General features: G+C 71.6%; 14 protein-coding genes. 5 read left to right on the top strand and 9 right to left on the bottom strand.

Features of this window, described 5'->3' with window-relative positions:
• Window positions 1–50: 50 nt before the first annotated feature.
• The gene (locus AC21LY_RS08340) at window positions 51–605 is read left to right on the top strand and encodes a hypothetical protein (RefSeq protein ID WP_489045940.1); all 555 of its coding nucleotides are present in this window, start codon (window positions 51–53) and stop codon (window positions 603–605) included.
• A 247-nt stretch (window positions 606–852) separates the two neighbouring features.
• Here AC21LY_RS08340 and AC21LY_RS08335 read toward each other — a convergent pair whose 3' ends face one another.
• From AC21LY_RS08335 to AC21LY_RS08315, 5 genes are all read right to left on the bottom strand, one after another.
• Window positions 853–2,196, bottom strand: a complete 1,344-nt coding sequence (locus AC21LY_RS08335; RefSeq protein WP_489045939.1) for a hypothetical protein — start codon at window positions 2,194–2,196, stop codon at window positions 853–855.
• A 13-nt stretch (window positions 2,197–2,209) separates the two neighbouring features.
• Window positions 2,210–3,250, bottom strand: a complete 1,041-nt coding sequence (locus AC21LY_RS08330) for an ABC transporter permease subunit (RefSeq protein ID WP_489045938.1) — start codon at window positions 3,248–3,250, stop codon at window positions 2,210–2,212.
• Window positions 3,247–4,773, bottom strand: coding sequence for a sugar ABC transporter ATP-binding protein (locus tag AC21LY_RS08325; protein WP_489045937.1), 1,527 nt, complete (start codon window positions 4,771–4,773; stop codon window positions 3,247–3,249). The genes AC21LY_RS08330 and AC21LY_RS08325 overlap by 4 nt, the downstream gene beginning before the upstream one ends.
• 13 nt (window positions 4,774–4,786) lie before the next feature.
• A complete protein-coding gene (locus tag AC21LY_RS08320; RefSeq protein WP_489045936.1) occupies window positions 4,787–5,740 on the bottom strand; it encodes an ABC transporter substrate-binding protein in 954 nt (317 codons plus the stop codon).
• Between the two features lie 80 nt (window positions 5,741–5,820).
• A complete protein-coding gene (locus AC21LY_RS08315; RefSeq protein WP_489045935.1) occupies window positions 5,821–6,870 on the bottom strand; it encodes a LacI family DNA-binding transcriptional regulator in 1,050 nt (349 codons plus the stop codon).
• Between the two features lie 99 nt (window positions 6,871–6,969).
• Between AC21LY_RS08315 and AC21LY_RS08310 the strand changes: the two genes are divergently transcribed.
• Together AC21LY_RS08310 and AC21LY_RS08305 are read left to right on the top strand one after the other, a co-directional pair.
• Complete coding sequence (locus AC21LY_RS08310; RefSeq protein WP_489045934.1) at window positions 6,970–7,410, top strand: nitroreductase/quinone reductase family protein; 441 nt, start codon at window positions 6,970–6,972, stop codon at window positions 7,408–7,410.
• A gap of 52 nt (window positions 7,411–7,462) precedes the next feature.
• Window positions 7,463–8,131 carry an LpqN/LpqT family lipoprotein gene (locus AC21LY_RS08305; RefSeq protein ID WP_489045933.1) on the top strand — a complete coding sequence of 223 codons (669 nt, stop codon included), beginning with the start codon at window positions 7,463–7,465 and terminating at the stop codon, window positions 8,129–8,131.
• On the opposite strand, the gene AC21LY_RS08300 is transcribed toward AC21LY_RS08305, so the two are convergent.
• On the bottom strand, window positions 8,121–8,690 hold the full coding sequence (locus AC21LY_RS08300; protein WP_489045932.1) for a maleylpyruvate isomerase family mycothiol-dependent enzyme: 570 nt from the start codon (window positions 8,688–8,690) through the stop codon (window positions 8,121–8,123). The genes AC21LY_RS08305 and AC21LY_RS08300 overlap by 11 nt on opposite strands.
• Before the next feature lie 52 nt (window positions 8,691–8,742).
• Between AC21LY_RS08300 and AC21LY_RS08295 the strand changes: the two genes are divergently transcribed.
• Window positions 8,743–9,591 carry an alpha/beta fold hydrolase gene (locus AC21LY_RS08295; RefSeq protein ID WP_489045931.1) on the top strand — a complete coding sequence of 283 codons (849 nt, stop codon included), beginning with the start codon at window positions 8,743–8,745 and terminating at the stop codon, window positions 9,589–9,591.
• Here the strand turns inward: AC21LY_RS08295 and AC21LY_RS08290 are convergent.
• Both AC21LY_RS08290 and AC21LY_RS08285 read right to left on the bottom strand, forming a co-directional pair.
• On the bottom strand, window positions 9,578–10,042 hold the full coding sequence (locus tag AC21LY_RS08290; protein ID WP_489045930.1) for an OsmC family protein: 465 nt from the start codon (window positions 10,040–10,042) through the stop codon (window positions 9,578–9,580). The two genes, AC21LY_RS08295 and AC21LY_RS08290, sit on opposite strands and share 14 nt — an antisense overlap.
• 59 nt (window positions 10,043–10,101) lie before the next feature.
• On the bottom strand, window positions 10,102–10,755 hold the full coding sequence (locus AC21LY_RS08285) for a TetR/AcrR family transcriptional regulator (protein ID WP_489045929.1): 654 nt from the start codon (window positions 10,753–10,755) through the stop codon (window positions 10,102–10,104).
• Window positions 10,756–10,826: 71 nt separating this feature from the next.
• Between AC21LY_RS08285 and AC21LY_RS08280 the strand changes: the two genes are divergently transcribed.
• Complete coding sequence (locus AC21LY_RS08280; RefSeq protein WP_489045928.1) at window positions 10,827–12,131, top strand: glycosyltransferase; 1,305 nt, start codon at window positions 10,827–10,829, stop codon at window positions 12,129–12,131.
• Here the strand turns inward: AC21LY_RS08280 and AC21LY_RS08275 are convergent.
• Window positions 12,128–15,007, bottom strand: a complete 2,880-nt coding sequence (locus tag AC21LY_RS08275; protein WP_489045927.1) for an FAD-binding and (Fe-S)-binding domain-containing protein — start codon at window positions 15,005–15,007, stop codon at window positions 12,128–12,130. The two genes, AC21LY_RS08280 and AC21LY_RS08275, sit on opposite strands and share 4 nt — an antisense overlap.
• Between the last annotated feature and the right edge of the window lie 7 nt (window positions 15,008–15,014).

The raw sequence follows: 15,014 nt of genomic DNA, 5'->3' as shown, positions 1-15,014 counted from the left end.
AACAGACCGACACTCTCGGACGCTGGATAGCTCACTATCTTGCGGAGCGCATGATCAGCCTCGAGCAGAAGACCGGATCTGAGAGAGGCGCCGCCGAGGCTGAGGTCGCCGACCTAATCCTCCGCCTCTGGTCGCTCCGACGTCAGCTGCCCGGCGGCAGGTTACCTCTCGCTGAAGTGGACGAGGTCGAGGCGGCAATCGAAAGGCTGGCACCCGGACGAAGACCGTGGGCGTACTTCGGAGCATTCGCCGCTGATACCGAGCCGAGCCCGAAGGAGACCGAGACAAGCACCACGCTGAAAGCCGCACTGCTCGTCGATCGATTCGCCGGCGATCTCGTCCATGGGCTGATTGGCTGCGCGGCTGCACTTGCTGAGGAAGATGGCGCGGCTTGGACCAAGTACGCGGAGAAGATCGGAGATGGGGCGCTGCGGACGGTCCGTCGCATTCGCCCCACCGACCACGGCGGTGAAGACGATGCCGAGAATCCGGACTGGAACAGTGAGGTCATAAGGAGGGCAACAGCGCTGTCATCGGTAGTGTCGACCTTGGTCACTGCACGTGAAGCTGAGGGGCGGGAGCTTCCGGGTGATAGCCGGGGCTGATTTTCCGGCATCATCTCATGGCAGGCCGATGGATACCTTTCTCAGCAGCAGAACGTCGATTGCGCGTTCTCAAACGCAGCCACGATGGGATTGCCTCGTCGGAGCGGCCTCGGGAGAGCTTTGGCGCGCCATGGTCTGCGTGGCTCCGTGCATCCGCTCAGCGAACAGGGTTCAATGGCGTGACAGGTGCAAGATTCCCGACGACGCCCAGCGAGATGATCGGACTGGAGCAGAGGAAGCAGACACGCTACTCGACGGTGACGTCGACGGTGCTGCCCAGGCGTGCGGCCACGTCTGCCCACGAATCCGCGAACGGTCCGTAGGCGGTCTTGATCGTGGTGCCGACGGGGAGTTCCGGGCATTCGTTCTCGCCGTTGGTCCCCCAGTTCACCCAGCCGGACTGCGGCCGCTGGACGATCTGGAAGGCGCCGCTGGGCGCGGACGTCCACCAGACCATCGCGCGGCCCGTTCCGGTGTGCAGTTCGACGGTGCTCTGCGCGGGCCCGGCGAAGATCGTCTCGTCGGGCGTCGCGGAGACGTCCACCGGCTGCTCGCTGATCCGCCACAACCGGTCGGGGTGGTCGGCCAGGACGTGCGAGGCCTCGCGTACCGCGGCGAGCCGGGCACGGATCTCCTCGGGGGACAGGGCGTTCTCCCACGCGCAGAACAGGCGCCAGTACAGGTCCCAGTGGGCGGCGGCGAGGTCGCCGGTCAGGGCCTCTTTGAAGGAGGCGAACGTCGGAGTGCTCGACGAGGATTCGGCGAGCGTCCGGTCGACCATCGCGGCGAGCTGAGCGGCGTACGGGTCGCCCTCCCGATACACGGTGGTGCCGAGGGCGGCGAACCGGTCGAAGACGAGTTCGCCCTGCCCGCCCTCGAACTCGTCGCCGACGGTGATCTTGTCCGTGATCGACCGGCCGTTGATCACCGTCTGGAATCCGTCCACCCGGTACCGCCGGCGGAAGTAGGGCGTCCGATGGGTGAACCACCAGTCGATGGTGAAGGACTTGCCGCGCAGCTCGGGCAGCAGCCCGTCGGGCACGGTGCCGTGCATCCGGTAGTGGTGCAGGACGGGACCGCGCTCGACGACCTCGATCTTGACGGTCGTGTGCTCCGGCGGGTTGATCAGCCCGTTCTCCGGGGTGAAGAACGGCCCGTAGAACCCGCCGATCGCGTTGTTCCCCGACGGGAGCAGATCCACGCCCTCGTCGAGGGACGCGAAATGCCGCAGGCCCCACTTCGCGTCGCCGGTCCCCGTCGCGGTGCCGCTGCACAGCTCGAGGTCGAAGTAGCCGGTGTCGAGGCGGGCGAAGGCGTCGGCCTCCCGGGCGGTCAGTGCCGTGATTCCCGGGGGCGGAGTGGTGACCGGCCCGGCCAGCGTGAGGTCGAGGGCACCGTCGACGTCCACGACGGCGACGAACCGCGTGCTCCCGGCGGGGGCACCGTCGATGCGCTGGCAGACGACCGCGTCCCCACTGTCCGCGCGCGCCTCCCACAGGTCCCCGTCGAGCTCGCCCGCGACGGTGAACTCGATGGGCTCGGCGACCCGGAGACCCGGGTGCGGGGACCGGACTCGAATGGTGTGTGGCATGGTCCTTCTCCGTTTACGCGGTCGCAGGGGCGGTGGACAGGAGTCGGCCGAGCCGGATCGGGTGGCGCTTGAGGCCGTCGATCGCGACGGCGACGATGATCACTGCGCCCTTGATCAGGAGCTGCGTGAAGAAGGGCACGTTCATCAGGATCAGGCCGGTGCTGAGCACGCCGAGGATCACCGATCCGATCAGCGTTCCGTAGAGGCGGCCGCGGCCCCCGGCGAGGCTCGTGCCGCCGAGGACGACGGCGGCGATGGCGTCGAGCTCGTACCCGGTCCCGGCGGTCGGCTGGGCCGAGACCACGCGCGCGGCGAAGATGACGCCGGCGAGTCCGGCGCACGCGCCGGCGATGACGTACACCGAGGTGATGATCCGCTTGACGTTGATGCCGGCCAGGCGCGCCGCCTCGGCGTTGCCGCCCACCGCGTAGACGTGCCGGCCGTACCGGGTGCGCTCGAGGACGAACCAGGCGATGACGTAGACGAGGATCATCACGATCACCGGCGCCGGGATCCCCAGCAGGTAGCCGTTACCGATGCCGCGGAAGTTCAGCATGTTGTCGACGATCGGCTGGCCGTCGGTCATGGTGTAGGCGAGGCCGCGCAGCAGCGTCATGGTGCCGAGGGTGACGATGAACGCCGCGAGTGCCATGTAGGCCGTGAGCACCCCGTTGAGCAGGCCGGCCACGGCGCCCGCGAGGACCGCGATCAGGACCGCGAGCGGCGCGGGGAGCCCGGACTGGGCGGCCAGCACCCCGGCGACGCCCGCCACCGCGACGATCGAACCGACCGACAGATCGATTCCGGCGGTGAGGATCACGAAGGTCATGCCGGCGGCGAGGATCGCGTTGATCGAGATCGCCCGGGCCACGTTGAACATGTTGTCGACGGTGGCGAAGTTCGGGGCGATCGCCGCCATGAGCGCCACGAGCGCAACGAGGACGACGAGGATCCCGACGCGGTCCCACCAATAGGCGAAGTCGGTGCGGCGTGCGGTCGTGCCCGTGGCACCCGGTGCCTTCGGTGCGGCGGGGGACGTCGGTCGGTCAGTCATGATGGTTCTCCGGAGTCGGTGGCGGGCATGGTGCCGGTGGCGTGGGCCATGACCTGTTCTTCTGTGGCGGTGGAGGAATCGAGGCTCGCCGCGATCCTTCCGCCGCGGACGACCAGCAGGCGATCACTGATCCCGATGGCCTCGGGCAGGTCGGAGGAGACGACGAGGATCGCCTTGCCCTCCGCCGCGAGATCGTCGATCACGCGGTAGATCTCACTCTTGGCGCCGATGTCGACGCCGCGCGTCGGCTCGTCGAGGATGAGGACCTTCGACGAGCGCAGGAGCCAGCGGCCGAGGACGGCCTTCTGCTGGTTGCCGCCGGACAGTGCGCCGACGGGCAGGTCGATCGCGGTGCGGCGCAGGTGCAGCCGGTCCATCTGCTCGCCCGCGGCGCGCGCGATCGAGCGCCGCCGCAGCGCGCCGAGCCGGCGGAAGTCGGCGAGCGAGCTGACCGAGATGTTGTCCTGGACGGCGTGCTCGAGGAACAACGCCTGTTCCTTGCGGTTCTCGGGGACCATCGCGATGCCGTGCTCGATGGCCTCGCGCGGGGTGGCCGCATCGGCGGCCCGCCCGTCGACGGTGACCGTCCCTCCGGTCCTGCCGTCGGCGCCGAAGATCAGCCGGACGAGTTCGGTGCGGCCGGCGCCGATCAGGCCCGAGAGGGCGACGACCTCGCCCGCGCGGACCTGCAGGTCGACGGGGCCGACACTGTCGCCCGCCAGGCCCCGTACGTCGAGCACGACGTCCCCGAGGGTGCGCGGCGTATGGGCGTACAGGTCGTCGAGCGGGCGGCCGACCATCATCTTGACCACGTCGGACGGGCTGATCCGCTCGCGGTCGCGGGTGCCGACGAAGGTGCCGTCGCGGAAGACGGTGACCCGGTCGGCGAGCCGCCACACCTCCTCCATCCGGTGCGAGATGTAGATCATGGCGACGCCGGCGCGGCGGCGTTCGTCGATCACGCGGTACAGGTGCTCGGACTCGGCCCGCGAGAGCGCCGCGGTCGGCTCGTCGAGGACCAGTACCCGGGCGTTCTCGGAGACCGCGCGCGCGATCTCCACCATCTGCTGGAGCCCGACGCTGAGCTCGCCGAGCCGGCGCCCGGGGTCGATGTCCGCGCCGATGGCGTCGAGCTTCGCCCGCGCCGCGCGGAGCATGGCGACGCGGTCGAGCACCCCGAACCGGCCGCGCGGCTCACGGCCGAGCGCGAGGTTCTCGGCGACGGTCATCGCGGGAACCGTGTTGAGTTCCTGGTGGATGATGGCGATGCCGTGCGCGGCCGCGTCGGCCGGGGAGGAGATCTCGATCTCCTTCCCGTCGAGCACGATCCGGCCCGTGTCGCGGTGGACGTTGCCGGCGAGGATCTTCATCAGCGTCGACTTGCCGGCGCCGTTCTCGCCCATCAGGGCGTGCACTTCGCCGGCGTGCACGTCGAGGCCGACGTCGCTGAGCGCCTGAGTGGCGCCGAAGCGCTTGGAGATGCCCTCCAGCCGGAGCAGTGGGGTCTTCGTTGCGGTGGTCATGGTGGCCTTCTCCTCACCAGCCGGGGTAGCGGGCGACGTTGTCCCGGTCGATCAGTTCGCTGGGGACGAGGACGGTGTGCTCCGCCGGGGGCCGGCCGGCGATGATGTCCTCGGCGATGGTGACGCCGCGGCGGACCATCTCGGCGGGGTTCTGGGTCGCGGTGGCGATGTAGGGGGAGCCGGGGCGTTCGATCTCGGCGATGCCGTCGGGGCTGCCGTCGACGCCGGTCACCTTGATCCCGGTGCGGTGCGCCTGCTGCACCGCCAGCACCGCCCCGAGCGCCGACGGGTCGTTCATCCCGAAGATCCCCTGCACGGAGGGTGCGGCGGTGAGCATGTCGGTGGTGACGGCGAGCCCGCTCGCGCGGTCGTTCTTCGAGGACTGGTGCCCGACGACCTTCACGCCGGGGAAGTCCTTGAGTGCGTTCTCGCAGCCCTTGATCCGGTCGATGATCGTCTTGATCGGGGTGCCGTCGACGAGGAGGACGTTGCCCTTGCCGCCGATCTGCTCGAACAGGTAACGGCAGGACTTCTCGCCCGCCTGGACGGCGTCGGTCATCACGACGGCGTCGGCGCCCCGCGCCGGGGTGTCGACGGCGATCACGATGACGCCGGCCGCGCGGGCACGGATCAGCGCGGGTTCGATGCCCTTCTCGTCGACGGCGGAGATCACGATCAGGTCCACCTTCTGCTGGATGAAGGCGTCGATCTGGTTGGTCTGCGTGCCCAGATCGAGCTGGGCGTCCTGGATGTTGAGCCGCGCGCCGATCCGCTCCGCAGCCTGTCGCGCGCCCTTGGTCATGGCGGAGAAGAAGGGGTTGGACATGTCCTGGACCAACAGGCCCATCGACGTGATCTTGGTGGGGCGGACCGCTTTGCTCAGGTCCGGGTCTCCGGTGCTGCACGCACCGGTCGCGAGTAACGCGAGCGCCGCGCCGAGCGCGGCGAGTCGTCTGCGGGTGTCCATGGTCGTTCGTTCTTTCGGGAGAGCGGCGTCATCGCCGCGGGACAACGGGGTGGAGGTAGGGCTTGGGGGTGGCGGGGTGCTCAGCACCCGCAGGACTTGCGCACGACGAGTTCCGCGGGCATCTGTCTGCGGTCCTCGGCGCGGTATTGCGGGGCCGCGGTCCCGCCGGCGGATTCGGCCTCGATCTGGTCGTCGATGAGCCGCATCAGCGTGGTCGCGGCGACCTCGCCGATGGCGTCGCTGTTCTCGTCGACCACGGTCAGCGGTGGGTCGAGCAGGGGTGCCCAGGCGAACTCGTCGAAGGCGACCACCGCGACGTCCTGGGGGATCCGCACGCCGTGCTCGCGGAGGAACCGCAGCACGCCGAGCGCGATCGGGTTGTCACCGGCGACGATGGCGCCCGGGAGGCCGGCACCGTCGGGATAGCGTTGCGCGAGCACGGCTGCGACGGCGTCCGGATGGTTCTCGCTCTCGCAGACGGTGAGCTCCGCGCCGTGCAGTTCGGCCGCTTCGCGCAGGCCCTGCTCACGCGCGCGGCGGGTGGCCCAGCGCTCCGGGTAGGCGACGAACAGCCACTCGGTCACGCCGTGCTCCGCCAGGTGCGCGCCGACCTGGCGGCTCGCGCCGGCGTTGTCGACGGTGACCGAGGGCAGCTCCTCGTGCCCGACCGGGGCGGGGGAGTCGACGAAGACCACCGGGATGTTCCACTTGCGCAGCATCGCGATGTTGTTGTCGGCGAGCGTCATCGTCGAGATCACCCCCGCGGTGCGCGAGGCGATCATCTCCTGGACCACGCGATCCTCGTCGTCCGCGGTGTACCGGCCGGAGGCGGCGATATCGGCGACGACGGCGGTGCGGCCGGCGGCGTGGACCGCCCGCTGGACGCCGGCGAGGAGATCGATGTAGTAGGCGTTCGCCGTGTCGGCGGTCAGCACCGTGACCGTCCGGCGCGAGCCGCGCCGGAGCTCGCTCGCGCGCCGGTCCGGTACGTAGCCGAGCGCCTGCGCGGCGGCCTGCACGGCCGCGCGGCTGCTCTCGGAGACCCCGTCCGCGCCGCTGAGCGCCCGGGAGACGGTGAACACCGAGAGTCCGCACGCCGCCGCGATATCCCGCATGGTCGGTGCCTTCATCACATCTCCTAATCGATTAGTGCTAATCGTTTATGACAATAGATGTGATGCGCGCCACTGTCAATGGGTGGCTGGGGAACGCCGGCGGCATGATGGGGCATGAGTCCTTCTGACAAGGCGACCGAGCTCGGCGCGTGGTGTCTCGAGAACGGTCATCGCGCCCTGCTGGCGATCACGGGCGGGCGCTTCCCGAAGCGGGTGCTCGGCATGCAGGCGCTGGAGCTGCACACGATCGGCCGCACCTCCGGCCGGCGTCGTTCGACGATGCTGACGGCACCGATCTACGAGCCCGACCGGATCGTGGTGGTCGCGTCCAAGGGCGGGCACTCGGACCACCCGGACTGGTTCAAGAACCTGGCGGCGAACCCGGAGGTGGAGGTCACCGTCGACGAGGCGACGAGCGCATGGACGGCGAAGGCGGCGTCCGCGGAGGAGAAGGCCCGGCTCTGGCCCCGCATCGTGCAGGCCTACAGCGGCTACGAGGGCTACCAGAAGCGCACGGACCGCGACATCCCGGTGGTGGTGCTCACGCCGCGGTGAGGGATCGTGGATCCGCCCGCTCGAAGTCCGTGCACGGGCTACGGTTCCGGACATGAACATGCAGCGTGTGAAGAAGTTCGCTACTGCGGCGGCCGTGCCCGGGGCCCTGGTCCTCGGTCTCACCGGGTGCTCGCAGTCCACGGGAGGGCACCCCGTCGCCGAGGGCACGGCCGCCGCCACCTCCGCGGCGCAGTCCGCCGGCACGTCCACCGCCGCCAGGGCGGGGCAGTGCGCCCCGGCCTCCGGTCGCGTGCTGACGCTGCCGGCCAAGGCGGCGGGGGAGCCGACGCTGGGGTTGCCGCAGCCGACCGGGTGGGACCGCGAGACCTCCCAGGACTCCGCCGTGATCCGCGGCGCGATCGTGAACAAGAAGCTCGTGGCGGACGGCTTCGCCGCGAATGCGGTGATCACGCTGGAGAACGCCAAGGGCATGACGCCGCAGCAGGCGCTCGACGCCCAGGTCCAATCGCTGCGCGACGGACTCAAGGTGACCGACCTCAAGCGAGTGCCCGGCACCGTCTGCGGTTACCCGAGCACCACCGTCACCTACGCGATGCCCGGCAGCACGCCGAACCACAAGGTCACGACGGTGGCGGTATCCGTCCCCGACGGGGCGAACCTGTGGTCGGTCACCCTGACCGTGCAGTCCAAGATGCCCGACGACGCCACCTACCGCCGTGACTCGCAGGCGATCCTGACGGGGCTGCAGATCACGAAGTGAAGGCCGGATCCCGCCCGATGAAGGCCATCAGCGAGGTCACCTCATCGGTCCCGTCGGGCACCGGGATCGGCGCGCCGAACTGCCCCGACTCCTGCAGCATCGGCCCCATCGACTCGAGCCCGCCGTGCAACGCCTTCGCGAAGCCCGGATCGAGATCGGGCGTGATCCCGTGGGAGCGGGCCAGGTCCCACGTGTGCATGAAGACGTCCGCGGTGTAGAATCGGTCGACCAGCTCATCGAGCGGCGTCTCGCCGAACATCGGCGTGGTCACGGTGCGCGAGGCGTCCGGCGCGTCGAGGAGGGCCTGCACCGCCTCGGTCAGTTGCCCGAACGCGGCGGCCGGCTCCGCGGCGTCCGAGGGCGCGCCGGGTAGCTCGGTTCCGGTCATGGCGAGGAACCCGGGAAGCCACTCGACGAGGTGGCCGACCACGTCGCGCGCCTTCCACTCGGGGACGGGGGTCTGTGCGTCCCAGTCGGTGATCGCGGCGGCGACCTCCGCGAAGGTGGCGGCGGCCGCGCGGTGCCGTTCGGCGGGGGACAGCGAGCTGAGTTCGGTCATGGCGTCACTGTCGCACGCGCCACCGACAGGTAGGTGCAATAGCCTGGAATCCGTGACCGAGTACCTGTCCATCCCCACCCCGGCCGGATCGTTCGACGCCATCGCCGCCGGCCCCGAGCGCGGTCGCCCCGTGCTCCTGCTGCACGGCTTCCCGGAGGCCGGGACCGAATGGCGCCACCACGTCTCGGTGCTGGGGGACAACGGTTTCCGTGCCGTCGCCCCCGATCAGCGCGGCTACTCGCCCGGCGTTCGTCCGGAGCGACCCGCCGAGTACGGCATCACCGAACTGATCGCCGACGTCGTGGCGATCGCGGATGCGCTGGGCTGGCCGGTGTTCGACCTCGTCGGCCACGACTGGGGCGGTGCCGTCGCCTGGTGGACCGCCGCCGAGCACCCGGACCGGCTGCGCTCCCTGACGGTGATCTCCACGCCGCACCCGGCCGCGCTCGCGACGGCGATGAAGACCGACGAGGATCAGGCGAACCGGTCGAGGTACATGACCGAGTGGCGCGCCGCGCCCGCGACCGAGAAGGCCATGCTCGCCGACGGTGCCCGGGTGCTCCGGGGGATCTTCGGCCGGGACGTACCCCGCGATGCGGTGGACGAGTACGTCCAGCGGCTGCAGGAGCCGGGCGCGCTCACCGCGGCCCTGAACTGGTACCGCGGCGGCCGGCCGCCGGCGGCGATCGGCACCGTCGAGACCCCCACGCTGTACGTCTGGCCCACCGACGATGCCGCCTTCGGCGACGTCGCGGCCCTCGGCACCGAGCAGCACTGCACCGGGCCGTACCGGTTCGAGATGCTCGAGGAGGTCTCGCACTGGGCGCCGGAGCAGGCGCCCGAGGCGATCACCGGCCTGATCCTCGAACACCTCGCGGCGACATCGTCTACCCCGTCATGATCGTCGGGGAATGCGTGACGGGGCAGGTCAGGGTCGCGGCGATGTAGCACTGTTCGCCGGCGTCGTGGTGCAGCGCGCGAGCGAGGCCGACGTCGGCGCCGCCCGCGACGGTGACTCGAGGGGACAGCTCGATCGCGGTGAATCCACCGCCTCCGCCGGGGGTTTCGACCATCGTGCCGGTGGCGCTGTCGACGTAGTCGAGCACCACCACGCCGTGCCGCGCGCACAGCGCGAGGTACGAGAGCATGTGGCAGTTCGCGGCGGCCGCGACGAGCAGTTGCTCCGGATTCCACAGGGCGGGATCACCCAGGAAGTGCGGGTCGGCGGACGCCGCGATCGATTGCGCCGCCGCCGAACTGAGGACGTGGTTCCGGGAGTAGGTGCGGTAGCCGGCGGTGCCCTCGGGAGCCGACCATTCGACGTCGACCGCGTACGTATGGGTGTTCACCACGACATCATCCTGCGCCGCTCGCACCGTGTCATCCGAGATGGCGCCGACGGTCCGACCGCTCAGCGGGGGAGCATGAGCTCGCGGAGGAGGCGGGCGATGAGTGCCTCGTACTCCTCCTCGGAGCCGCCCTCGATCCGCACCAGGCGGTCGTAGACCTCGACGGATCCGATCAGGTCCGCCCAGCGCCGGAGTTCGTCGTCGGCGACGTCGTCACGCAGCCATCCGCGATCGCGCCAGAGCCGCAGGATCGTCAGGCTCTCGGTGCGGAGGCCGATCACGAGGTCGCGGAACGACCGGGCGAGCTCCTCGTCGGTGCGGGAGGCCTCGGACAGCGCCAGCCACAGGCCGTGACTGCCGCGGTTGATCGTCGTCAGGATCCGGGCGCTGATCGCCACGGCCTCGTCCGGGGTCTGCGCGCTCAGATACTCGGCGCCCAGCTCGCTCTCGAGCACCGGGACCTCGCCGCGGGTGGCGAAGGCGGCGAGATCCATGGCGTCGTACAGCAACCGGATCTTCGGCCCCTGCGCCTGCACCGTCTCGGTGGACACCCCGGCGGCGCGCGCGATCTGCGGCAGCGACGTTCCGGCGTAGCCGCGGGCGGCGAACAGCTCGGTGGCGGCGCGGATGATGCGCTCGCGGGTCGCCGCCGCCTGCTGCTCACGCAGCCGCGATGTGTAGCGGCGGGAGTTCTCGGACGTCCTCTGCTCCGACATATTGACTACGGTACCACTGGGATGAATACTTTGATGCGGTAGTCGATCGCGCGCACCAGATGGGAATCGTCATGGCAGCCATCCTCTTCGGCAGTGTGCCGATCCACGGGCACGTCACCCCGCTCCTGCCGCTGGCGCGGGCCTGTGTACTCAGGGGCGATCGGGTGCGGTTCCTCACCGGGGCGCGCTTCCGAGACGCGGTCCGGGGGACCGGAGCTGAGCACGTCGCGTTGCCGGCGGACGCCGACTTCGACGACCGGGATCTGTCCGCACGCTTTCCCGACCGCGACCGGCTCTCTCCGGTCCGGGCGATCGTGCACGATGTGGAGCACCTGTTCGTGCGGCCGGGTGTCGCGCAGTACCGCGCGGTGCGGGAACTGATCGACACGGAACCCGTGGACGCGGTCGTCGTCGATCCGACGTTCGCGGCGGGGGCGCTCCTGGTCGAGCTGCCGCCGGAGCAGCGTCCGCCCGTCGTCGTCGGCGGTGTGGTCCCGCTCAACCGGCCGGCGCCGGGGCTCGCGCCCTTCGGCTTCGGCCTCGCGCCGCTGCACGGCCTCGCCGGTCGCCTGCGCAACGGTGCGCTCGAGGCCGTGAGTGCGCGGCTGTTCTCCCGGGTCGAGCGGGCGGGCGTGGACATTCACCGGCAGGTCTTCGGCCGCGCGCCGCGGAACGTCGCCGTCATGGACTGGAGCCGCCACGCCGACGCCTTCGTCCAGTTCACCGTGCCCGCCTTCGAGTACCCGCGCCCGGACGCCGACGCGCGGCTCACCTTCGCCGGACCGGTCTCGTCGTCGGGCACCGTCGAACACGCGTTGCCGCAGTGGTGGGGCGAACTGGACGGGACCCGCCCCATCGTCCACGTCACACAGGGCACGCTCGCCAACGACGACCTCGGCGACCTGATCGTGCCGACGATCGAGGCGCTCGCCGACAGCGACGTCCTCGTGGTCGCCGCGACCGGCGGTGCGCCGGTCTCCGCGCTGGGGCCGCTGCCCGCGAACGCCCGTGCGGCGGAGTTCCTCCCGTACGAGGAGCTCATGCCGCGCACGGCGGTCATGGTCAGCAACGGCGGATACGGCGGCACGCACTTCGCCCTGCGCCACGGGGTGCCGCTGGTCGTCGCCCCGGGGCAGGAGGACAAGGTGGAGGTCGCCGCGCGGATCGCGTGGTCCGGCGTCGGGGTGCGGTTGCGGTCGCAGCGGCCCACCGCCGCGCAGGTGCGGGCCGGCGTCGAACGGGTGCTGCGCGATCCGTCGTACCGCAGTGCGGCGCAGCGGATCCGGGCCGACATCGCCGCGGCGCCGGGGATCGGGGGATTCCTCCGCACCGTCGACGCTGCGATCGCGCACCGCCCGGAACGCTCCGCCCCCTAGTGCCCTGGGGCCCGCCCCGGATCCAGTAGCTCCGCCAGATGCCGGCCCGGTCCCGACAGCCCGAGCTGCGTCACCTGCATGGCGCACGAGAAGCCGTCGGTGACCACCCCGGCACCGTCGGGCAGCGCGCGCAGGGCCGGGGCGAGGGCCTGCTCGGCCACCTGCATGCTGAGGGCGAAGTGCTCCCGCTCGAAGCCGAAGTTCCCGGCGACGCCGCAGCATCCGACCGCGTCGCGGGCGACGGCGCCCGCGGCCGCCAGCACCCGGTGGTGCGCCCCGGCGCCGAAGACGGCGTACTCGTGGCAGTGCGTCTGCAGCACGACCTCCGCGGGCAGCCGTCGCGCGGGCGCGGGGCGCCAGCCGTCGCGCAGCATCGCGTCGGCGTACGAGGCGACCGTGTGCACCCGCGCGGCGACCCGGCGCGCCCGCTCGTCCGCGACCAGTTCCGGCAGGTCCTTGCGGAGCGCGGCGGCGCAGCTCGGCTCGACGACGACGATCGGATCGTCGGTGCCGTCGTCGAGCGCCTCCGCAGCGCGGGCCAGGAGCTTTCGCGCGGTGCCGAGCTGTCCGGTGGAGATCCAGGTCAGGCCGCAGCAGGCATCGGCGGCGCACTCCACCCGCCGGCCCGCGCCGCTCAGCACCCGCGCCGCCGCCCCCGCCACCTCGGGGCGCAGTCCCCGGGTGAACGTGTCCGCGAACAGCACGACGCGGGAGCCGGAGGCACCGTCGGACAGCGCCGGCGCGACCTCCGCGCGCCACGCACGCCGGGAGGCGAAGCGCGGCAGCACCCGCTCCGGGGCGACGCCGCCGAACCGTGCCGCCCACCGTCCCACGCGCGTGCGCAGCGCGGCGTTGACCGCCGGCGCGACGACGCCCGTCACGCGCAGCCACCTCGGGAGAGCCCCCATCGAGTAATGCGAGACCGGCCGCAGCCGGCCCTCGTAGTAGTGGGAGAGGAACTCCGACTTGTAGGTCGCCATGTCGACGCCCGTCGGGCAGTCCGCCGAACAGGCCTTGCAGGACAGGCACAGGTCCAGCGCCTCGCGCGCCTCCTCCGACCGCCAGCCCGCCGCCACCGACGGTGCGCCCCGCACCATCTCCTGCAGGATCCGGGCGCGGCCGCGGGTGGAGTCGGTCTCGTCGCCGGTGGCGCGGTAGCTGGGGCACATCACCCCGCCCGCGTCCGACCGACACTTGCCGACGCCGATGCAGCTCTGCAGGGTGTGCACCCACGGGTCGGGCAGCGCGAACCGGGTGGGCCACGGGCGGTCCGGCACGCCGGCCAGGGCGAGGTCCGCGTCGATCGGCGCCGGATCGGTGATCGACGACGGGTTGAGCAGGCCCGCCGGATCCCAGATCCGCCGGAACGCGGCGAACGCGGCCAGCATGTCCGGTGAGTACATGACCGGCAGGAACTCCGACCGCGCGCGACCGTCGCCGTGCTCGCCCGAGAGCGACCCGCCGTGCCGCACCACGAGTTCCGCGGCGGCCGCGGTGAACCGGCGGAAGACCGCGCGACCCTCCGTCGAGCGCAGGTCGTAGGTGATCCGGATGTGCATGCAGCCCGCGCCGAAGTGCCCGTACATCACGCCGTCCAGGCCGTGTGCGGCGAGGAGGTCGCGGAAGTCCGCGAGGTAGTCCGCGAGCCGCTCCGGCGCGACCGCCGAATCCTCCCAGCCCGGCCACGACTGCGCGCCCGACGCCAGCCGCGAGGACAGCCCGGCCCCGTCCTCCCGGACCCGCCACAGCGAGGCGCGCTCGGCCGGATCCGGCACGACCCGCCCGTCCACCAGGCGCCCGGACGCGCGGAGCCGGTCGAGCAGCTCCTCCGCGCGGGCCTCGACGGTGACCGGATCGTCACCGTCGAGGTCCACGTACAGCCAGGCGCCGCCCTCGGGCAGCGCGGCGACGGCGTCGGCGCCCCGTCGTGCGCGCATCGTCGCGACGATCGCGTCGTCCACGCCCTCCACGGCGGCGGGGGAGAAGCCGAGGATCGTCTCGATGTCGCGCGCCGCCTCCACGACGTCGCGGTAGCCCAGGCAGACCAGCAGCGCGCTGGCGGGCCGCGGCACGACGCGCACCCGCGCGCGGACCACGATCGCGCACGTGCCCTCCGATCCGACCAGGGCCCGGGCGACGTCGAAGCGCTTCTCGGGCAGGAGCTGGTCGAGGTGGTACCCCGACACCTGGCGCGGGATCGTGCTCAACTCGGAGCGGAACCGCGCCAGATTGTCCGCCGCCAGCGCCCGGAGGCGCGCGTTGAGTTCGTCGGCGCGCGCCGCGCCGGTGGCATCGCGAGGGTCCGTGGCGCGCAGGCCCCCGGCGCCCGCGGTGAGCCGCGCCCTGTCGGCGGTGACCAGGTCCAGTTCGACGACGTGATCGGACATCCGGCCGTACCGGACCGAGTGGTTGCCGCAGGCGTCGTTGCCGATCGCCCCGCCGACCGTCGCCCGCGTGCGCGACGACGGGTCCGGGGCGAAGGTCAACCGGCCGCCGGAGCGGTCCTCGACGGTGCGGGACAGGACCGACAGCACGACGCCGGGGTCGACGTCGACGGTGCCCGCGGCCTCGTCGATCGCGTGGACCCGGTGCATGTGCCGGGAGAAGTCCAGCACCAGCCCGGGGCCGATCGCGTTGCCCGCCATCGACGTGCCGCCGCCGCGCCCGATGACGGGGATCCGCAGCTCCGCGCAGGCGGTGACGGCCGCGAGTACGTCGTCGGCGGTGCGCGGGAAGGTGACGGCGACGGGCTCGACCCGGTAGTTCGAGGCGTCGTAGGCGTACTCCGCGCGCCGGAGTGCGGAGGTCTCGACGGAGACGCCCGCCGCGCTGAGGCGCCGCGCGAGCTCGGTCCCGGTATCGGTGGGCGTGTTCATCCGACAA

The organism is Tsukamurella sp. II2bb (assembly GCF_057815145.1).
This window is presented reverse-complemented; position numbering and strand designations above follow the sequence as displayed.